This window comes from Paenibacillus sp. FSL M8-0212, from assembly GCF_038004645.1.
In the GTDB taxonomy this organism is placed as follows: domain Bacteria; phylum Bacillota; class Bacilli; order Paenibacillales; family Paenibacillaceae; genus Paenibacillus.
In genome coordinates this window covers 5,134,604-5,155,842 of sequence record NZ_JBBORP010000001.1, presented here as the reverse complement: position 1 = coordinate 5,155,842, position 21,239 = coordinate 5,134,604, and the positions used below count along the sequence as shown (strand labels likewise).

Here is a 21,239-nt window from a genome sequence, read left to right as displayed (position 1 = left end):
CTTCTGTTACAGGGCATGAAGCCGGATGATCTAATCATCAATAAAGGTGGTACCGCGGAAGTAACAAACTTTCGTCCTTTTTAACTAAAGGGCGGGAGTTTTTTTTGTACCCGCTAAAGCCTGCTCCAGAAGCACTTATTAATCATGTTTAAGGAAGTGAAACCATGACTTCACGTATTGTAGTTAAAATTGGAAGCAGCTCGCTTACCACGGAAGAAGGCGGTCTGGATCGCAGTGCGATCACTTTTTTTGCCGGAGAAATTGCAGCATTGGCTGATCAGGGTCATGAAGTACTTCTGGTCACCTCTGGAGCGGTAGCGGCCGGATTCCGGGAGATCGGTTACCCTCAGCGGCCTAAACAGTTGCATGAGAAACAAGCTGCAGCGGCCGTTGGGCAGGCATTATTGATGCAGGCATATCAACAGGCTTTTGCAGCGCACCGCGTTACTACGGCGCAAATTCTGTTAACTCGTACAGACTTTCACAGTCGTAAACGTATGGGTAATGCAGGCATGACCGTGGAGGAACTGCTCAAACAGCGAGTGATTCCGATTTTCAATGAGAATGATACAGTATCGGTGGACGAATTGAAGTTTGGGGATAACGATCTGTTGTCCGCATTGGTTGCAAACCTGGTGAAGGCACAGCATCTAATTATTCTTACGGATACCAATGGCCTGTACACCGCAGACCCGCGTAAAGATCCTTCTGCCGTGCGTTACGACCGTATCCCCGAGATAACGGCGGAGATCTACGCTTTTGCCGGCGGTTCAGGTTCAGCGGTTGGCACAGGCGGCATGCGATCCAAAGTTGATGCAGCCAAGGTTGCTACACGTGGAGGCGTACCTGTATTCGTGGGAAGTGTGAAAGAACCCGGAGATATGCAGAAAGCGGTTGATGGCACGGGCAGAGGAACTTACTTTGAGACACGACTCGCTTCGTTATCCCGTAAAAAGCAGTGGCTTGGCTTCATGTCTACTCCACTGGGAACCGTCGTTGTGGATGATGGTGCTGAAGAAGCTCTTGTCCATGGGGGGCACAGTCTTCTGCCTGTAGGGGTCAAGCGAGTACTGGGAACTTTCCATGCAGGAGACGTCGTAGAGGTCATTGGATTGGATGAAACCTTGCTTGGTCGCGGTATTGTCAATTATGATGATGACCAGCTTCGACTTATTGCCGGACTTCCCAGTGGCGAAGTGATGAAACAACTCGCTAGCATCCATAGGCTTGAGGTTATTCATAGAGACGAATGGATTACTTTAAAATAAACTTGAAGCTATATTAAGTTAAACTAATCATTTACACGTAACGGAGAGGACAGAAAAAACCTGAAAAAGCGGAGCGTTCGCCTTTATCCCCGGATTTTCCCCTCAGAAAAGGGAATCAAAAAAATCTGGGGATAACAGCGATTGGAAGGTTATTCTGTCATCGTAGTGTCTGTGTGAATAATCTTTAGTTCAACATGTGGTTAGAATTTTTATTTTTTATATATGAGGAGGAATTAAGATGAGTGAAGTGAGAGAAAAAGCCATCAAAGCTCAAGCCACGGTTCCACAGCTGAACCGATTGAATACAGAACAGAAAAATACGGCCCTGCGTGTCATGGCAGATGCTTTGATTAAGGAGACGGATTCCATCATTACGGCAAACGCCGAAGATCTGGAACTCGGCAGAGAACAAGGCACGCCGGAATCCATGCTGGATCGGCTCGCACTTAATAAGGAGCGTATCGCAGGCATTGCTGAAGGGTTACGTCAGATTGCAGATCTGCCTGATCCAGTCGGCGAAGTCCTAGAGACATTCACCCGTCCAAACGGATTACATGTTGAAAAATTAAGAGTGCCGATTGGCCTGATTGGCATCATCTATGAAGCTCGTCCTAATGTAACTGTAGACGCAGCCGGATTATGTCTCAAAACAGGTAATGCAGTGCTTCTGCGCGGCGGCTCCTCTGCCCTGTCCTCCAATCGTAAAATTGTGGAGGTGCTGCATCAGGCACTCACAACGACAGACATGCCTGCTGATGCTTTGCAATTGATTGAAGATGCAGATCGTGCTTCCGTAGATGAGATGCTCAAGTTGAACGGACTGCTGGACGTCATCATTCCACGCGGCGGGGCTTCCCTCATTCGTAATGTGGTTGCTAATGCAACCGTACCTGTAATTGAAACTGGGGCGGGTATCTGTCATACCTATGTGGATGAATCAGCCGATCCAGTTATGGCTGCCGAAATTGCCATCAATGCCAAGGCACAACGTCCATCCGTATGTAACTCCATGGAAACATTGCTGCTGCATGCAGCATATGCGGAAGAGCATCTGCCTGCTCTTGCCGAGCAATTCCGTGAGGCCAATGTGGTCTTGAAAGGTTGCGACACCGTGCGCCGTCTTGTCCCTTCTGCCCTTGAGGCAACCGAGGAAGACTATGCGACCGAGTACAACGATTATATTTTAAATATCCGTGTTGTCGAGAACCTGGACGAAGCGATGCAGCACATCGCACATTATGGAACCAAACATTCCGAGTGTATCGTAACGCGGGATACAGCCCATGCAGAGCGCTTCATGCATGATGTGGATGCAGCAGCCGTCTATCACAATGCGTCTACACGTTTCACCGACGGATTTGAATTTGGCTATGGAGCCGAAATCGGAATCAGTACCCAGAAACTGCATGCACGTGGACCGATGGGACTACCAGCACTGACATCAACCAAATATCGTATTACAGGCAATGGGCAGATTCGTCAATAATATCTCAGCACCAGTTATATAGGAGGAACGATAAATATGAGTCAAGAGCAACAGACGTTACTACAACAGAAGATTACTTTCCACGGAGCAGGCGCGATGGCTGAAGCCATCGTGCGCGGACTAATCTCCCGCCTAGTCGTTCGTCCTCAGGATATTACGATGCTGAACCGCAGCAACCAGAAACGTCAGGAGGAGCTTAGCACCCGTTATGCAGTGCATACCGGAACTGCCTCACAATCTCTGGATCATCTTGCCTCCACTCCGGTCATTGTACTCTGTATGAAACCCAAAGATGCTGCCGCAGCGCTACGTGAACTCGGTCCATTGTTATCACCTGATCAATTGATCGTGTCTGTCATTGCCGGATTATCGATCCGCACGATGCAGTCCTTGCTTGGTCGTAAACAACCGATCGCGAGAACCATGCCGAACACATCCAGTACCATTGGACTTGGTGCTACCGGGCTTGCCTTCTCTGCGGAGATTACGGATGAACAGCGCAGTACGGTGATGACCATGTTTGAAGCGGTTGGTATCGTGACCATCGTGCCTGAAGATAAACTCGAAGTGCTTACAGGGATTTCCGGAAGCGGCCCTGCTTATGTATACTATTTAATGGAGGCCATGATTGCCGCAGGTATTCGTGGTGGTTTATCCAGCCAGCAATCTCGTGATCTCACTGTTCAGACGGTGCTGGGCGCGTCACGTATGGTACAACAAACCGGTTTGGAACCGATGAAGCTTCGTAGTGATGTGACATCCCCGGGAGGGGCAACCCAGGCAGCACTGAAAACGCTGGACGAAGGAGATTTCTTTGAAAATGTAATCGCAGCCGTCAACCGCTGTGCAGAGCGCTCACGGGAGATGGGAGCTGCTTTGGAAGGGGATTTAAAATGAATAACATGTGCACAGCCACATATCGTCTGCATGATGATCATGCAGACTTTCGCAAGAAGGCTCAGTCCATCGCGATTGGCATGACCGTTGGTAGCTGGACTGAGTTGCCGCAAGCCCAGCGTGAAGCGATGCAGAAACATCTGGGTGAAGTAATCAGCGTAGAAGTCCATGAAGCTGAAGGAATGGCTGCAGGTGAGCGTTACGCCGATATTACCATCGGATATCCCGATATTAACTTCAGTCGTGATATCCCTGCCCTGCTCGTGACGGTCTTTGGCAAAATCTCAATGGATGGCCGGATCAAATTAACAAAGCTTGGTTTCTCGGATGGTTTCCTCAGTGCATTCCCGGGACCCAAGTTTGGACTGAATGGTGTTCGTGATCTGCTTGGTGTGCATGATCGTCCACTGTTAATGAGTATCTTCAAGTCAGTTATTGGGCTAAATGCAGATGAACTGCGTGAACAATTTATTCGTCAGGCCCTTGGGGGCGTTGATCTGATCAAGGACGATGAGATTCTGTTCGAGAACAAATTGACACCCATCGAAAAAAGAGTCGAGGTCTGCATGAAAGCTGCCGAACAGGCACGCCAGGAGACTGGCAAGAAACTTCTGTATGCAACCAATCTCACAGGGCCTACATCTCGTCTGAAAGAGCAAGCTGAACGTGCCATCGGCGCAGGAGCCAATGCCTTGTTGTTCAACGTATTGTCTTACGGATATGATGTCCTGCATGAACTCAGCAGTGATCCAGATATCAATGTGCCAATTATGGCTCACCCTGCACTTGCGGGTGCATTGTATCCTTCACCACATTACGGCATCTCGGCTTCGGTTGTACTTGGCCAGTTGATGCGTCTTGCGGGTGCCGATCTGGTGCTCTTCCCTTCTCCTTATGGTTCGGTTACGATGCCGAAGGAAGAAAATATGGCAATCACAGAGCAATTACTGACAGCTGATTTGCCTGTAAGAACCAGCATGCCAGTACCCTCAGCCGGTATCCATCCAGGCCTTGTACCGCTTATTTTGCGCGACTTTGGCACGGATGTCATCGTTAATGCTGGCGGCGGTATTCATGGGCATCCTATGGGCACTGAGGCAGGCGGACGTGCATTCCTGCAAGCCATTGAGGCAGCTCAGCGTTCCATTCCACTTGCACAATATGCAACCGAGCATCCGGAACTGAAAAGCGCACTGGATCTGTGGGGTGGCGAACGATGAGAAGTGATAAAAAAACAGTCATTTTCTGTGACTTTGACGGTACGATTACTCTCTCGGACAATATTGTCGCAATCATGAAACATTTCAAGCCTGAGGGCATTGAAGCGATTATGAAAGATACGATTGAGCAGAACATCTCGTTGCGTGAAGGTGTTGGAGCTATGTTCGCTCTTTTGCCTGCATCGCAGAAAGATGAAATTGTGGAATTTGTGCTTGGACAAGCGGGGATCCGTGAAGGATTCAGCGAGTTTCTTGACTACGTTCGCAGCGAAGGGATTGAATTCAATGTGACCAGCGGTGGTATGGACTTCTTTATCGAACCCCTACTCGCGCCATTTGATATCCCTAAGGATCATGTCTATTGCAATGGAGCTGACTTCTCGGGTGAAACCATTCGGATTGAATGGCCGAATCCCTGCCAGCCTCCTTGTGAGAATGGCTGCGGCATGTGCAAAACAACCGTGATTCGTACCTTCCCGGAAGAACAATACAATCGAATCCTCATTGGAGACAGTCTGACAGACTTTGAGGGTGCAAAGATTGCCGATCTTGTCTACTCCCGCTCCATTTTGACGGACAAATGTATTGAGCTTGGTGTGGACCATGTGCCATTTGCTACATTTTACGATATCATCGAAGATATGAAACAGAAGCAAACACAAGGAGTGCTGTAAACGATGGGTTTTGAAAAGATTACATTGGAACACAAACGTCAGGTCCTTGAAGAACTGGCTGATATTAAAGCATTGTTCGCGAGTCGTAACTGGTTCCCCGGAACGAGTGGCAATCTATCGATGCGTGTAGGAGATTTTGACCCGGAGCAATTTTATTTTGCGGTTACCGCTTCAGGCAAAGACAAATCTCTGCGCACACCGGAAGACTTCCTTTTTGTAGACAAACACGGCAAAGCGATCGAAACAACAACGTTGAAACCCAGTGCCGAAACGTTGATTCACTGTGAAATCTATCGTTTGACCGGCTGTGGTGCTGTATTCCACGTGCATACGGTGTTTAACAACCTGATCAGTGAATTCTTTGGAGCAGATGGACACGTACCGATTCAAGGAATCGAATTGATCAAGGCTTTCAACATTTGGGAAGAAAATGCGGAGATTCGTGTACCTGTCCTGCCTAACTTTGCAGATATTCCATCTATCGCTGAATTGGTGCCAGGTGTACTGGATGCCAACGTACCAGGGATCTTGCTTCGGAACCACGGCATATATGCGTGGGGTAAAGATGCTTTTGAAGCGAAACGTCATCTGGAAGCGTTCGAGTTCCTGTTCGAAGTGATGTACCGTCAACTTCTGTTGAAGGGCGCCACGAAATAGCAATCATTTATTCGAAATCAAAGCTGCACAACCAAAAACACGCCAAGGCTGGTATACATAGCCCTTGGCGTGTTTTTTTGTTATGGGATAACAGCGATTGAAAGGTTGCTCTGTCATCGAAGTGTCAGTGTAAATAATCTTTATTTAACTTGGATAGTAAATTACAGTCGATCATCCCGATCCTTGAATAAAAAGAGACTGTCTGCTCCCTCATCATCTCCTTGAGCAGCACTATGGATACCCGTCCCCCTCTGCTTGCCAAACAGCAGTTTCAAACCGCCAAAAATGAGCAGCAAGGATACAATGACAGTGTTCAAATAGGAACGAATCTCGTATGTCATAAATGCATTAGGGAACAGCTCATTCAGCTGTGGAATGACAAGTCGGATCGTCAGATAATATAGACCTAGTGCTGCAATCCCGAATCCAATCAGGCGCTGATGGCGGGCCCAGTCCTTGAAGATCGGTTGATCTATCAGTGGCTCGCGTCCATAACGACTGGAGCACTGTAGTCCGTCAAAGAAGCTGTAGAACCAGATCAGTGGAATCATGAACAGAAACACCGATAAGTGAAGCAGGTCCAGAACATAGATGCTGCCCAGGAACAGGAACATCAATTGCATGCCTCTTTTTTGCAATCCCAGATATAGATGACCTGCACCTGGAAAAGCGGATAGCAGCGTTGCAAGCACTTTGCTACGTCGTCCGGCTACTCTACCCATCTCCAATTCCTCAAATAATGTCCGATCCTGCAACACCTCACCAGCCTGCTTACGGTGGACATGTTGCACCGCATCAAACATGCAGTATACCCATATTACAGGCAGAATGAGTAAGAACATTAAAAATACCGATTCATTGGTGATCGAAGCTACAAAAACCATCATGGCAAATGAACCAAAGAACGCCATCAGGAAGGACAACCCACGATGCAACAATCCCAGGTGAAGATGTCCCAATCCTGGAACAAATGATAGCAAAATGGTGAAGAATCGTTCACCCTCACTGCCTTTTCGATACATGGGTTGACCATAGGGACCCTCAGGATGGCCATATTCACCACCTGGATGTTGATGTAGCTCATCTTCATTCATCTGCTCCATAGGCCCTTGCTGACCCATGTATGCTCCCTGGTAGGCTGCTCCTTGGTGTGGAGGAGCTCCATAAGGCGCACCGTATCCCCTATAATGAGCATCTCGGGCAGAAGGTGCACGGAGCAAAACAATAATCATGTCCAGCATACTGATCCCCCAGAAGAAAGCGGCAAAAAGTGCACCGATAATCATTAAATCTTGATCAGTAGTGACCATTGCTAGCATGAATGAGCCAACAGCTGTTCCGAAGAAAAGCAATGGATAAATCACAGCCCTTGCGGCCCGTCCCCAATACATGAAACCAAGACCGGGTATCAGGTTTAATAGAAATGCGAGTAATTTGTTACGATCTGAGTGCACAGTCGTCATCCTTTCTTTTCAGGCAATGCGAAACCATTTATGGTTTAGGCTTGAAGTTATCCAGCCATGAAGTGGCTGTCTCCGTCCATTTCTCGGTAAATGACCCTCTGTGGTCGCCATCCTGGAACTTGTGATATGGTGCTACCTTGTCAAAAAGTCCAGACGAGAGGAAGATCAATGTCAAACAGGCCGCTACCGCGTAATGGAACACTTTATGATCAAGCCAGCGCCGGTTTCGTCCAGCACGGGATTTGCGTTGTACCTTGGGTGATTGAATGCCCTCAATCCGATGCATGACTGAATCCGCAAACCCTGTTGGGTCATGTAGCGGAGGCAGTTCTCCATGGATACCAAGCGCTTCCAGATAGATGTCAATCGCATCCGGATCTTCCATCAGAAGCTGTTCCATTTGGTTCGCTTGAGTTTCACTCATATGGCCTTCAATATAATCAGTCCATTGTGCAGCGGTATACTTCTCCTGTTTACTCACGCCATTCATCCTCCTTCCAATGTTTTCGAATCCACTGCCGGGCACGATACAAGCGGGATTCCACGGTCTTCACAGCCACCTGTGCATCACTGGCAATCTGCTCATAATTTTTTTCGCTTAGATAATACGCAGTGATAATGTCACGATGCTGAGCAGGCAACTGATTAATTCGTTCGCGAAGTTTATCCTGACGCTCTTCACGAACGAGACGGGTAAGAACGTCTTCATCCCGTCCGGGCATATTGATTATTTTTTCTTCTCCACCCAGATCCTCAGCAGTTCGTCTGCCCAGCTTGCGTTTGGCATCAATCGCTTTGTGAAAGGCAATTCGGGTTAACCACGTTTTGAAACCTTCAGAACGGTAGTCGGGGAGAGATTTATACATCTGTATGAACGCCTCCTGAGCTGCATCCTGTGCTTCCTGATCGTTCCTGAGTACGGAATAGGCCACATGATATACATGCTGGCTATACTTATCAATCAGAGTACGCATCTGGGATGTATCTCCTTGACGGATTTGTTCGATTACGCGCGCTTCATCAATAACTCTCCCCTCCTCTCCAATACAATAGACGACAGCTTGTGCGTTAACCCCTGCGTGATCTATCAAATTTTTGTAAAACAAAATGAAATCATTGCCTGAAAGGTTGATGTTGCTGATCACTCATCCAATCTTTAATCCAAAAAAAACAGGCACAGAATGACTTCTGGCCTGTTTCTTGTCCCTGCCTACGCTGGAATTAACGTCCACCATTACGAAACCGCTGCGTGTACGCCTTCGCGTCTTGTACGGTCTTGACACGATTGCGACTCCACTCAAGCAGTATTCGATCGATATACCGGAAATGTACTTTGCCTGCAAAAACCGCTTCCTTCAGAGCCATTAGAATCAATTCCTCTTGATAACGGTCCTGATCCAACCAGCTGGATATTGTCTCGCACTCCATTGGAGAGAGCGGACGTCCAAATTCTTTTTCAAAGATGGAGAACATATTCCGTTCTTCCTCTTCTTTTTGAACACTGTTCGAATCTTGACGTGCTGTATTGATACTCTGCTGCTCCGCACGGAATGCGGCTACTTCTTCAGCAGTGCACGCTGCAAGCTTGGCATATAATCCATGTAAGTCATATCGCTCGTACTGGATGTCCCGTTCTTCGTCACGGTGCTCGTCAATAGCAATATACCCATCCCTCATCAGACGTTGCAACATTCTGGCAATGCCTTCAGGTGCAAGTCCCATGCGCGCCGCAAGCTCTTCAAGCGTAGGAAACTCATTGAACTCTGCCTGACGGAACCCTAGCAGTTGAATCAGAAGAAGCACTTCTGCATCTGATAGACCAAGCTGGTGATAAAAACGTAACAAGGCATACGGCAGATGGGCTGTACCCGATGTCATGCCATAAGCTGCTCCATCCAACCAAGCTTTGGATGTGGTGTCTTCCATAGATGCTCCTCGGTTAAGCATTAAGGGTACAGACGATAGAGCATACGTGGGAATGCGATTGTTTCACGTACATGATCCAATCCACAGATCCATGCTACCGTCCGCTCCAATCCCAGACCGAAACCGGAGTGAGGAACCGATCCGTATTTACGCAAATCCAGATACCATTGGTAAGCTTCATCCGAGAGATTGTGCTCCTCAAAACGTTGTTGCATCAATTCCGGATCATCGATACGCTGCGAACCGCCAATAATCTCTCCGTATCCTTCTGGTGCAATCATATCAGCACAGAGAACAACTTCTGGACGATTCGGATCTGGTTTCATGTAGAATGCTTTGATTCCAGCAGGGTAATGCGTGATAAAGACCGGTGTATTGTACTTCTCAGCAATTGCTGTTTCGTGCGGTGCACCAAAGTCTTCTCCCCAAGGAATATCAAAGCCTTGACCATGCAGGAATTCAATTGCTTCATCATACGTAATACGCGGGAATGGAGCTACAATGCCTTCGAGTTTGGATACGTCACGACCGATAGATTCCAGTTCTGCACGGCAGTTTTTCACCACGGATTGAACGACATGAGCGATAAATTTCTCTTGTACGCGCAGACTTTCCTCATGATCTACAAATGCCATTTCCGGCTCAATCATCCAGAACTCAATCAAGTGGCGACGTGTTTTGGACTTCTCAGCGCGGAATGTTGGACCGAAGGAATATACCTTGCCCAGCGCCATGGCTGCAGCTTCCATATACAATTGACCACTTTGTGTCAGATAAGCATCTTCATCAAAGTATTTGATGTGGAACAGGTTCGTTGTTCCTTCCGCAGACGATGGTGTCAAAATCGGAGGATCAACTTGTGTGAATCCGTTACCATCAAAGAACTGCTGAACAGCGCGAATAATCTCTGCTCGAATCACCATAACCGCACGTTGCTTCGTTGAACGAAGCCACAGGTGACGATGGTCCATCAAGAAATCAACACCATGCTCTTTAGGCGTAATTGGATAGTTTTCAGTCAGGTGAATGATCTCAACCCCTGTAACAGTCATCTCGTAACCGGACGCACTGCGAGGTTCTTCACGAATAATACCTGTAACATACAAAGAGCTTTCTTGTGTCAGGCTCTTGGCATTGTTCCAGATCTCTTCACTAACTTCACTTTTTACAACAACCCCTTGGATATATCCGGTTCCATCACGCAGCTGCAAAAACTGAATTTTACCGCTGGAACGTTTGTTGTTAATCCAGGCACCGATTGTTACGGTTTCGCCCACATGCTCGTTCACATTACGAATTACACAATTCGTATTCATGCCCATATCTCCCCTTGGTTCCTGAATTTGAAAATGCAGCGGGCAGGCTTATGCCTGTCCTCTGCACTTCCTTGTCATTCTATATTTACTTTACAGTTAGATTACTGAGAATTCAATACGATTCGGTGTGTATCACGTGCAATTACCAATTCTTCGTTAGTTGGCACAACGAGAACTTCCACTTTGGAATTCGCTGTTGTGATCCGGCGTGGTTCGCCGGAACGAATGGCATTCAACGCTTCATCCAGTTCAACACCCAGATAAGTGAGCTGCTCACATACTTTTTGGCGAAGTACAACGGAGTTCTCACCTACACCAGCCGTAAAGACGATCACGTCTACACCGTTCATTGCAGCTGCATATGAGCCGATGTATTTACGCAGACGGTATTCGTACATTTCAAAAGCAAGCGTGGAGTTGGCATCGCCATTCTCCATACCTTCCGTAATCTCACGCATGTCACTGCTGATTCCCGAGATCGCAAGCAATCCACTGTGTTTGTTCAACATGGAGTTCACTTCGCTTACGCTCAGTTCTTCCTTGTTCATTACATAAGGTACGATGGCTGGGTCGAGGTCACCAGAACGCGTTCCCATCATCAGTCCCTCAAGCGGAGTCATACCCATCGAAGTATCCACGGATACGCCACCTTTAACTGCTGTTACACTACCACCGTTACCCACGTGACAAGTGATGATTTTCAGATCTTCCACTGGACGATCCAGATATTCAGCAGCTGCCTTGCTTACGAAATCATGGGAAGTACCATGTGCCCCGTAGCGACGTACTTTATATTTTTTGTAAAGTACACGCGGAATGGCATACAGGTAAGCTTTTTCAGGCATCGTCTGATGGAACGCTGTATCAAAGACCATTACCTGAGGCACACCTGGCATATTTAATTCAGCCGCACGAATACCCATCATTGCTGCAGGGTTATGAAGTGGAGCCAAGTCGAACAAACGACGAATTTCAGCTTTGGCTGCATCATCTACCAGTGCAGATTCTTTAAATGCTTCACCACCGTGAACAACACGGTGTCCAACAGCTTGAATTTCACTTACAGAATCCAGTACACCATTTTCTTTGTGAGTCAAAATATCAATGACTTTACGGATTGCTGTTGTGTGTTCCAGAATTTCACTAACTTCTGTAACATCCTCACGGCCTGTTGGTTTGTGCGTCAGAATGGAGGAATCCATTCCGATCCGCTCTACCAGACCTTTAGCCAGGACAGATTCGTCAGTCATATTATACAGTTGATATTTGAGCGAGGAACTCCCCGCATTAATTACGAGTACTTTCACAGTCGGTCACCATCCTTGTCGTACTTGAAGAATCCTTCGCCTGTTTTGACACCCAGGTGTCCTGCACGCACCATTTTCTTCAGGACTGTAGAAGGACGATATTTCAATTCTCCGAATTCACGGAACATTCTTTCGAGTGCAGCTTCAACAGAATCCAATCCGAAACGGTCAGCCATTTCGAGTGGTCCATGTTGGAAGTTGTATCCGATACGCATTGCATCATCGATATCTTCAGCAGATGCAACACCTTCTTGCAATACATGCAACGCTTCGTTAATCAGCAGACAGATCAAGCGGGAAGTTACGAATCCAGGTGATTCATAGATCATGACTCCTTTTTTGTCCGCTACTTCTTCAACAAAACGTCTGGTCTCTTCGAAAGTTGTATCCGAAGTTTTCAGTCCACGAATAATCTCTACAAGATCAACCCGGGATACCGGGTGAATAAAGTGCATACCAATAACACGCTCTGGGTATTTGGTCGAGCTTGCAAGCTCGGTCAAACTCAGCGTGGATGTATTACTTGCCAGAATGACATTGCTTGGACAAACTTGGTCCAGTTGGCTGAATACTGCTTTTTTCGCATCCAGATCTTCTGAAATCGTCTCAATGACCATGTCGCAAGTTCCAAGTTCAGCTAAATGAGCTACCTTGGTAATACGGGAAAGAATCAATTTCTTCTCCGCTTTTGTAATCGCCCATTTCTCCAGTTGTTTATCCAGATTGGTTTCGATCATGTCATATGCATGATCCAGCTTTTGTGTTGTATGCTCCACGAGAAGCACATCAAGTCCTTTGGCTGCTAGCATCTGGGAAATACCTTGCCCCATCGTACCGCCGCCGACAACTCCTATTTTTTTGAAAAACATGGTTCTGCTCCATCCTTTCGGTTCTCTATTTCTCTATTGTACCCTGTTCGCCGAAAATTACAAATTTCGACCCAACATATAATAATATCTTAGCACGAGTGAAATGTAAAAAAAAATAACCAGCATAAATAAATTATGCTGGTAGAAGGGCACTGTCACGAAATTGACAACGAAATTGTTCGCCAGACAAAACTTCCTCACGAATCAAGATGTCGAGTGAATTGTCGAAAATTGTCCGTTGTTCTTCAAGCAACCGCTTTGTCTGTTCCATCAGTTCTTGCAAAATTAATTTATTCTCTCGCATAAGTTCCTCGGTTGTCACCATATCCATGTTCACAATCCCAAGTGAAGTCAACCCGGAAGCCATCATGGTCTGTACCACATTGGTTGCCTGATCAAAGTCATTGCGTGACCCTGTGGAACGACCACCGTAGTACATTTCCTCCGCAGCTGCTCCTCCGAGTGCAATCATAATCTGCTCTTCCAAGAAGCGCTTCGTATAGAGGAACTGTTCCTGTTGCGGGTTATGACGTACATATCCCAGCGCCTGACCACGCGGACTAAGTGCCACCTGACTAACACTGCCTGGACGAACAAGTTCTGCCATAATGGCATGTCCCAATTCATGAATGGCGACCCTTTTCTTCTCTTCCACACTGGACTCACGGTCTGTCTTCTCACCCATCATGACTTTATCAATAGCCAGGGACAAGTGCCGCTGTTCGATGTTCAACAGCCCGTCCCGCATGGCGTATATTGCTGCTTCGTTCATCACACTTTCGAGCTGTGCACCGGAGAAACCATACGATTCTTCAGCTGTTTTCTCCAGATTAACTTCCTTCATCAGAGGTTTATTCACCGCATGCAGTTCCAGAATATGCTTTCTGCCCTTCTTATCAGGCAAGTCCACTTGAATGTGGCGGTCAAAACGTCCCGGGCGCGTCAGAGCGCTATCGAGCATCTCTTTGCGGTTTGTTGCAGCGATAACAAGGATTCTCGGCGTATCGGAAGAATAGATTCCATCCATTTCCGTCAAGAGCTGATTGAGGGTCTGATCATATTCACGCTGTTGACCGCCCTCACGTTTCCCCCCGATCACATCGATTTCATCGATAAATATAATAGCGTTTTCCTTATTTTCCTTGGTGGCACGAGTTCTCGCGTCCTTGAACAAATCCCGAATTCTGCTGGCACCCACACCAACATACATTTCCACGAACTCACTGCCAGATGCTGCTACAAAAACAGAATCGGTGTAATGGGCAGCAGCCTTGGCCATCAACGTTTTTCCTGTCCCTGGAGGGCCCGTCAGCAAGATCCCTTTTAACGGGCGAATCCCGAACTTCCGAATTTCTTCATGTTTGATGAGAAAGTCAAGTGCTTCACGCAATTCCTGCTTGGCACTGTCCTGTCCGCCAATTTCTTCAAAAGTAAGCTTGGAAGGTCCTTTTTTCTTCCGTTTACGTTCCTGTGCAGCGCCTACTGTAATCCCGCCACGCATTTGCATCATGAACAGCAAAGCTCCGACAAGCACCGCTGCAATCAGAATCGGAACAATATTAACACCAGTAAAAGCAAGAAAAATAATCAATACGGGAAAAAATCCGATGGCAACTTCTTTTGTCCACTTAGGCATTAGGCCACACTCCTATCTGACCGGGCACACGCGGCAGAATAATAAACTTGCTGGCATCTCCGTCTCTGAGACTGACATATACATTGTTGTCATCCATCGCTGTATTCACCTTAATTCCATTGGTCGCCATCTTTGACAACGTTGGTGTAATCTCGGTGTATTGCTTGTTCTCCATCGCCTGAGCTACGGTAAACATCGCATCACCCCACCAACTTTCCAGTGCTTCACTGGAATGATCCACAACGTCCAATTTTAGTGAACGTGTTCCAATCAAGTTCTGTCCTTCTTTGTGAATATATTGTACCAGTCTGCCCAAATCAACATCGGGTTGCAGATCCAGTTTCAATTGTACGTCATTGCGGTTAATAGTTAATTGAACGTCATTGACTCCATCGTACTGGGTAACCATCTTTTCAATCGGATTCTGCACAGCCACCTGACGATATACAAACCAACCTCCAAACAACACAACGGCTGAAATGACGGCAGTTAAAGCAATAGGCAATACTTTTAGTTTCAAGTGAATTACCCCTCCCAGATTTTGGCCCAACCTACTGGCTTATTGGTATATAAGAATATGTGCACATTGACTCCTGCGATAATTTCGACAGGTTTATTTGTTTTGAATGTAACTTTGAGTACATATCTGAGTATATCACATCGTATATACAATTTCGAAGGCGAAAATATGAATAAATTATTAATTTTAACTATTTAAATTATTTAAGTTTACGGGCAACACAAAGAACCGGTTCAGTCGGATATCCGTCTGCCGGTTCTTTTGTTTCATTCATTCTCTAGCTATGTCACTCTATTTGTTCTAGCTGTTCGGGAGTGTGTAGACCAGGTCCACCTGTTCTCCGTTGCTAAAACGATAAAAACGATAGTGGTTATGCGTACCGTCTTTATAATACACTTGCCACACATATATTCCATTCACAACTCCGGGCATGATTCGTTTAATCTCGCCGGCAGGAACTTCAGAACTGAAGCGATTGCGGATCTGCGCTTCGGACATGCCATTCTGCAGCAGCTCACTGTGTACAGCGTTTGCACCCTTAGCCGGTTGATTGTTTGCATCGAATTTAACCCAAACCATAACATCCTGGTTATCCTTATTTTTGCCGATCAGGGTCCAGTAGATGTTGTCAGAGCCTTCTTTGTCTCCCCAGATGTACTTGCGCAATTCATCATAGGATGTAATGCCCAGTTGCTCCTGAGCTGCCTGTATGGCGAGCGCTTCTTCCTTGCGCTGGTCCTGCGTGACATGGACGTAATAACGCTGAAGTCCAAACAGAATCAGAACCAGTGCAAGCAGCGAAATCCATATCCACTTCTTTTTTTTCTTCAAAAGCCGAACTTCCTTTCCCTATGATGCTCTATCCTGCAATTAACGAGCAAGCAGACCATCAAATGCCAATTGAGACTCACGCAAAATACGCTCTTCATCCAGCGTCAGACATTCGCCATGTTTCACCACTTGTTTCCCATCCACCCATACGTGCTCAACATCTTTGGCAGAAGCCGAGTAGATCGTATGTGAGATCAGGTCTGTATGTGGATAGAAATGTGCCTGTTCAATGTCCAAGGCGATAAAGTCAGCCTTCATGCCGACCTGGAGTGCTCCGGTATTGTTCAAGAAGATTGATTTGGCACCATATGACGTTCCGAGTAGTAACGCTTCGCCTGCTGGCACTGCCGTCGGGTCACCAGATACACCTTTGTGGATCAATGCAGCCAGTCTCATTTCCTCGAACATATCCAGGTTGTTGTTACTTGCTGGTCCGTCAGTTCCGAGTGACACGGTAACTCCTGCTTTCAGCAACGCAGGTACACGCGCAACACCGGAAGCGAGTTTCAGGTTACTTCCCGGGTTATGGGATACAGCCACATCATGACGGGCCAGAATCTCAATCTCTTCGTCATTCAGATGCACCGCATGTGCAACCAGGGATGGACGGGAGAAAAAGCCCAGTTTCTCCAGATGTGCTACAGGACGCAGTCCATAATCAGCCACGTTCTGCTCGACTTCACGAAGCGTTTCCGACATATGTGTATGAAGAGGAAGGTTTAGGTCGTTTGCGACCTGTACAAGCTTCTCTATGTAGTCAGGAGGGCATGTATATGGTGCGTGTGGCGAGATTACGGTTGTAATGCGACCATCGGCCTGTCCATTCCACTCACGTGCAAACGCTGCCGACTCCTCCAGCTTCCGCAGTTGCTCTTCTTCCGAGCACAGCCCAATTACACCACGTGCCAGTGCTGCTCTAACGCCGGATTGCTCCACAACTTTGGCAACTTGATCCATGTGATCGTACATGTCCAGGAAAGCTGTAGTTCCGCCTTTCAACATTTCAAGCACCGATAGCGAAGTTCCCCAATATACGTCTTCTGAAGTCATTTTCGCTTCCATCGGCCACATTTTTTCCTGCAACCATACTTGCAACGCAAGATCGTCTCCGTGCCCTCTGAGCAACGACATCGCTGCATGACCATGCGTATTGATCAGACCCGGCAGGAAGAACAATCCTTTTCCATCCACTTTGGTACAATTTTCGTCTCCATCCGGCAATGTCTCACCAATATGCACAATCTTGTCATTCTCAACAACCATGTATCCTTGAACAACGTTCCATGTTGTGCCGCCTTCATTAACGGCAAATTTGCCGTTGTGAATTACCCATCTATTTGTTGTCATCTTCCTCATCGTCCTTTCCAGTCTCCAAGTAATAGGCCAAACTAAGCAGATCCGTTGTAAAGTCAGCATGGTGAATGCGGATATGCGGCGGTGTTTTTAGAATTGTTGGTGCAAAATTAAGGATCGCTTCAATTCCCGATTCAATAAGCTGATCGGCTACATTTTGAGCTTCCGTATCCGGAACCGTAATAATACCGATGCGGATGTTATCCGTTTTAACCGCTTCCGTCAATTCATTCATTGGTTTTACCGTCAAACTGTTGATTTGACTACCAATCTTCGGTCCATATGCATCAAATACAGCAACAATCTTCATGTTGTCTTTCAGATATGCGTTGTAGTTGGACAAGGCCTGTCCGAGGTTACCCGCACCTACCAGAGCTACATTAATTTGCTGATCGATTTTGAGAATGTGACGAATTTTCTCGATCAAATAGGATACATCATACCCGATCCCTTTACGACCAAAATCACCGAAGTAAGCCAGGTCTTTTCGAATTTGGGCCGGATTCAGATCCAGCCTTTGTCCAAGCTCTTGAGAAGAAACAGTAGCCACCTCACGCTGGTGCAACTCGCTCAAATAGCGCAAGTATACAGGCAGACGTCGTACCACCGCTTCCGAAATTTTATCCGATTTCATTCTTGCTCCCCCTTACCAAGGCCACGATAAAAATAATAGATGAAAAGTTGAGCATTCTGTATAAACTCAAAGATAAACGTGACATTTTATACAGAATGCTCCTTGTAATTTAGGTTATAAGTTCTTACGTGCAACTGCTCTAATCGGATACGGAAATATCTAATAAAGTTTAACGCCAAACGATAGTGTCATGCAATGATATAACGAACAGAACAACCATTATTCTTGTTCATTAGCAGGTTTTTCCAACCACTCGGTGATTCGTGGAACCATCTGCTCCGTGAGCATATGCTCCATTTTGGGACCTGGTAATGAATATAAAAAGAATTTACCATAGTACGCTTCAATCACACGTGTATCATAAACAATGACAATTCCTCTGTCCTTTGCTGTACGCACCAATCGGCCAAATCCCTGCTTGAAACGAATGACCGCTTGTGGCACGGACAGTTTCATGAACGGATTTTTCTTCTGTTCCTGAAGCAACTCACTCTTGGCTTCCACCAACGGATGATTCGGCGGTTGGAAAGGCAATCTTACAATAGCGAGACAGGTCAGCGCTTCTCCCGGAATATCTACACCCTCCCAGAAGCTGCTTGTGCCCAGAAGTACTGTTGCTTTGGCATCTTGGAACCTGCGAGTCAATTTGGAACGACTTCCACTATCAACGCCTTGACCAAGCAACGAGATGTCGTTGCCAGACAGCGCCTCCTTCAGCGGATCATAGACCTGTCGCAACATCTTGTATGAAGTAAACAGAACCATCATGCGTCCACGCGTAGCAATTGCCGTCTCTGCGAGTGATTGCACCAGCATATTAACAAAGTGCGCATCACCCACACTTCCCTTCACACTCGGGAAATCACGCGGAATCACCAGAAGTGCCTGATCGCGATAGTTGAAAGGTGATGGCAGCATCGACGTTAACAACCGATTATTCTCGGAAGCATCCTGCAAGCCAAGCTGCTCAATCATGAACTGGAATGACTTATCTACCGAAAGCGTAGCTGATGTAAGCACAACACTTTTCTTTTTATCAAAAAACAAATCCTTAAGTTGGGCACTGACATCTACAGGTACGGCATACAGCTGGAGTGATTTACTGCGGAACTGGCCGCTGGCTTCCATCCAGTACACTGTTTTGGCGTCATCCATTCGCATGAAGAAACGTAGATTCTCCTTCAATGTGGTCAGATCTTTCAGTAATCCTGTAATGTCCGTAATCAGACTATCCGATTGATAATCATCCTGATCCTCTTTCACTTCAAGCAGCAATTTGTCCCCTTTGCGAACCAAATCGCCCAGAGTCACATAGATCTGGTTCTCCAGATCCTGCAACTCCTGCCATTTTGCAGGTTTCTGAGATGCTTTCAGACGCAGTGAAAATTGCCCCGTCTCGCCCGGTGAAGCATCACTTCGTTCAGGCAACAGACCAAACAAGGCATCGCTCATACGATCCCACAGTTCCTTGACCTCAAGAGCGAGCGGGAACATCTGATCCACCATGGAGCCCCATTGCACCGAATTCTCATGCCCGGATAACTGCGAACGAAGCATAGGCAGCTGACCATTACGACTGTCTTTAAACAGGCGGGTCAGTGTATGAACCAAAGTGAAATATTTCATATGCATTCCAAGATGTTTACCAGCGACATCCTCCAGATGATGTGCCTCATCGATTACAAGACTCTCATAGGCTGGCAGCAGCTGATGCGCGGCTTTCACATCCGTAAATAATTTGGAGTGATTGGTGATTACGATATCAGACAACCCTGCTTCATGTTTGGCACGATGGTAGAAACATTTGCGGAACCATGGACAGGATCTTCCCAGACATGATTCGGATTCGCTCTGTACCGTCTCCCAGAAGTCCCCTCCGCGTCCGCTAAGGTTAAGTTCCTCATCATCTCCGGTTTCGGTCTGTGTTAGCCAGACGATCATCTGAGCAGCTGTGAAATAATCCTCTTTAGGTGTGGCGAACTCACGTTTATTGATTTTGTGTTCAAATTTGCGCAGGCACAGGTAATGTCCACGTCCTTTGAATACAGCAGCCTTAAACGGGAACGGAACCACTTGAGTCAGCATCGGAATGTCCCGCTCTCTCAATTGCTCCTGCAGATTGATCGTATGCGTGCTGACCATAACTTTCTGTTCTTGTTTCACACTTTCGTAAATAGCAGGCAACAGATACCCTAGAGATTTGCCGGTACCCGTTCCAGCTTCGATCAAGAGATGTTTCTCTTCATCCAGGGCTTGCCTTACACTGCTGAACATCTGAGTCTGCGCTTCACGCTCTTCGTAATGATCCAGCGTATCCTTCAGGTTCTCCCGAACCTGGTCCATAAACTGTTCGAAGCTTACACCATCAAGGGGGTTAGCCTCCCGCTCATCGCGTGGTGCACCAATATCGGTCCAATCACTTACATTAAGAGCAAGCTGACGATAATAGGTATGTCCGTCCAGATCCTGAATCGGCTCTGCTTCCTTCTCACTGCGCATTCCGTCCAAGAACCAGCCCAAGTCACTGTCTTCTGGTGCAAACAGGTCACTGAGGCGCTGAATCGTTATGAGCGGTAATTCCTTTAACTCATCCAGGCACTTGAGCAGCACATAGGCTGTCGCCAGTGCATCACTGTCTGCCTGGTGAGGGCGATCATGTTGAAATCCAAATTCGGAAGACACATAACCGAGTTGATAAGAACCCAGTGATGGGAATGTGATCTTCAGAAAATCAATCGTGTCCAGAATGCGGCCAGTGAACGGCAAATAACCGCAACGGTCAAGAGCATTCTGCAAAAAGTGAAAATCAAAAGCGACGTTGTGTCCAACAAGCACCACATCATTAAGTAGCGGAACCATCTCCATCATCATCTCTTCGAGTGAAGGAGCGTCCGCCACATCTGCATCGGTAATACCCGTCAACCCCGAAATAAACGGGGGAATCGGTACACCAGGGTTCACATAAGAACTATATATTTGAGTTATGCTGTAGTCATGATCTATGATGGCAAGTCCGGCCTGTATAATCTCACCGTCGGACTGCGTGCCGGTTGTTTCGAAATCCAATACGGCAAATTTCATTGCAATGTACGGTCCCTTCCATTCCAGTCTATGTTACAGCATAGCAAAAAAAAGGGGATTTGAAAATTAACTGACAAAAAAGCGGTGTCCCCGCCGCTATG

The 21,239-nt window shown here is 46.9% G+C and carries 19 protein-coding genes and 1 other annotated feature (1 of these 20 cut by a window edge); of the genes, 6 read left to right on the top strand and 13 right to left on the bottom strand.

Going from position 1 to position 21,239, the window contains the following annotated elements; all coding sequences use genetic code 11:
• Positions 1-82, top strand: a binding site (T-box leader); it begins 133 nt to the left of the window's first position.
• Positions 83-164: 82 nt separating this feature from the next.
• The 6 genes from proB (at position 165) to MKX68_RS22800 (ending at position 6,202) form a co-directional block, all read left to right on the top strand.
• Positions 165-1,268 carry a glutamate 5-kinase gene (gene proB / locus MKX68_RS22825; protein ID WP_340914139.1) on the top strand — a complete coding sequence of 368 codons (1,104 nt, stop codon included), beginning with the start codon at positions 165-167 and terminating at the stop codon, positions 1,266-1,268.
• A gap of 238 nt (positions 1,269-1,506) precedes the next feature.
• Positions 1,507-2,754 (top strand): glutamate-5-semialdehyde dehydrogenase, encoded by a 1,248-nt coding sequence (locus MKX68_RS22820; RefSeq protein WP_340914138.1) that lies wholly within the window; start codon positions 1,507-1,509, stop codon positions 2,752-2,754.
• Between the two features lie 36 nt (positions 2,755-2,790).
• Entirely contained in the window at positions 2,791-3,651 is an 861-nt protein-coding gene (gene proC, locus MKX68_RS22815) for a pyrroline-5-carboxylate reductase (RefSeq protein WP_036671976.1), read from the top strand.
• The gene (locus MKX68_RS22810) at positions 3,648-4,871 is read left to right on the top strand and encodes a 2,3-diketo-5-methylthiopentyl-1-phosphate enolase (protein ID WP_340914137.1); all 1,224 of its coding nucleotides are present in this window, start codon (positions 3,648-3,650) and stop codon (positions 4,869-4,871) included. Before proC ends, MKX68_RS22810 begins: the two co-directional genes overlap by 4 nt.
• Complete coding sequence (locus MKX68_RS22805) at positions 4,868-5,545, top strand: 2-hydroxy-3-keto-5-methylthiopentenyl-1-phosphate phosphatase (protein WP_340914136.1); 678 nt, start codon at positions 4,868-4,870, stop codon at positions 5,543-5,545. The genes MKX68_RS22810 and MKX68_RS22805 overlap by 4 nt, the downstream gene beginning before the upstream one ends.
• A gap of 3 nt (positions 5,546-5,548) precedes the next feature.
• On the top strand, positions 5,549-6,202 hold the full coding sequence (locus tag MKX68_RS22800) for a methylthioribulose 1-phosphate dehydratase (RefSeq protein ID WP_036607600.1): 654 nt from the start codon (positions 5,549-5,551) through the stop codon (positions 6,200-6,202).
• 161 nt (positions 6,203-6,363) lie between these two features.
• On the opposite strand, the gene MKX68_RS22795 is transcribed toward MKX68_RS22800, so the two are convergent.
• The 13 genes from MKX68_RS22795 to dinG all read right to left on the bottom strand — a co-directional run bounded on the left by MKX68_RS22795 (position 6,364) and on the right by dinG (position 21,138).
• Positions 6,364-7,665: a multi-tm2 domain protein gene (locus tag MKX68_RS22795; protein WP_340914135.1), complete on the bottom strand. Its 1,302-nt coding sequence runs from the start codon at positions 7,663-7,665 to the stop codon at positions 6,364-6,366.
• A 28-nt stretch (positions 7,666-7,693) separates the two neighbouring features.
• Positions 7,694-8,146 (bottom strand): hypothetical protein, encoded by a 453-nt coding sequence (locus MKX68_RS22790; protein ID WP_338587548.1) that lies wholly within the window; start codon positions 8,144-8,146, stop codon positions 7,694-7,696.
• Positions 8,139-8,639 carry an RNA polymerase sigma factor gene (locus MKX68_RS22785; protein WP_152416945.1) on the bottom strand — a complete coding sequence of 167 codons (501 nt, stop codon included), beginning with the start codon at positions 8,637-8,639 and terminating at the stop codon, positions 8,139-8,141. The genes MKX68_RS22790 and MKX68_RS22785 overlap by 8 nt, the downstream gene beginning before the upstream one ends.
• 247 nt (positions 8,640-8,886) lie before the next feature.
• A complete protein-coding gene (locus MKX68_RS22780; RefSeq protein ID WP_338587553.1) occupies positions 8,887-9,591 on the bottom strand; it encodes a DnaD domain-containing protein in 705 nt (234 codons plus the stop codon).
• Between the two features lie 20 nt (positions 9,592-9,611).
• Positions 9,612-10,907: an asparagine--tRNA ligase gene (gene asnS, locus MKX68_RS22775; RefSeq protein ID WP_017687752.1), complete on the bottom strand. Its 1,296-nt coding sequence runs from the start codon at positions 10,905-10,907 to the stop codon at positions 9,612-9,614.
• Positions 10,908-11,008: 101 nt separating this feature from the next.
• A complete protein-coding gene (locus MKX68_RS22770; RefSeq protein WP_036671987.1) occupies positions 11,009-12,214 on the bottom strand; it encodes an acetate/propionate family kinase in 1,206 nt (401 codons plus the stop codon).
• Positions 12,211-13,083, bottom strand: coding sequence for a 3-hydroxyacyl-CoA dehydrogenase family protein (locus MKX68_RS22765; RefSeq protein ID WP_062835158.1), 873 nt, complete (start codon positions 13,081-13,083; stop codon positions 12,211-12,213). Before MKX68_RS22765 ends, MKX68_RS22770 begins: the two co-directional genes overlap by 4 nt.
• Positions 13,084-13,216: 133 nt before the next feature.
• Complete coding sequence (locus MKX68_RS22760) at positions 13,217-14,719, bottom strand: AAA family ATPase (RefSeq protein ID WP_338587555.1); 1,503 nt, start codon at positions 14,717-14,719, stop codon at positions 13,217-13,219.
• Positions 14,712-15,239: a hypothetical protein gene (locus MKX68_RS22755; RefSeq protein WP_339166301.1), complete on the bottom strand. Its 528-nt coding sequence runs from the start codon at positions 15,237-15,239 to the stop codon at positions 14,712-14,714. The genes MKX68_RS22760 and MKX68_RS22755 overlap by 8 nt, the downstream gene beginning before the upstream one ends.
• Positions 15,240-15,539: 300 nt before the next feature.
• Positions 15,540-16,070, bottom strand: a complete 531-nt coding sequence (locus tag MKX68_RS22750; RefSeq protein WP_338587556.1) for a DUF5590 domain-containing protein — start codon at positions 16,068-16,070, stop codon at positions 15,540-15,542.
• A 39-nt stretch (positions 16,071-16,109) separates the two neighbouring features.
• Positions 16,110-17,417: an amidohydrolase gene (locus MKX68_RS22745; RefSeq protein WP_339783008.1), complete on the bottom strand. Its 1,308-nt coding sequence runs from the start codon at positions 17,415-17,417 to the stop codon at positions 16,110-16,112.
• Positions 17,404-18,057, bottom strand: a complete 654-nt coding sequence (locus tag MKX68_RS22740; protein WP_062835163.1) for a redox-sensing transcriptional repressor Rex — start codon at positions 18,055-18,057, stop codon at positions 17,404-17,406. Before MKX68_RS22740 ends, MKX68_RS22745 begins: the two co-directional genes overlap by 14 nt.
• Before the next feature lie 219 nt (positions 18,058-18,276).
• Positions 18,277-21,138 (bottom strand): ATP-dependent DNA helicase DinG, encoded by a 2,862-nt coding sequence (dinG, locus tag MKX68_RS22735; protein WP_340914134.1) that lies wholly within the window; start codon positions 21,136-21,138, stop codon positions 18,277-18,279.
• Positions 21,139-21,239: the final 101 nt, after the last annotated feature.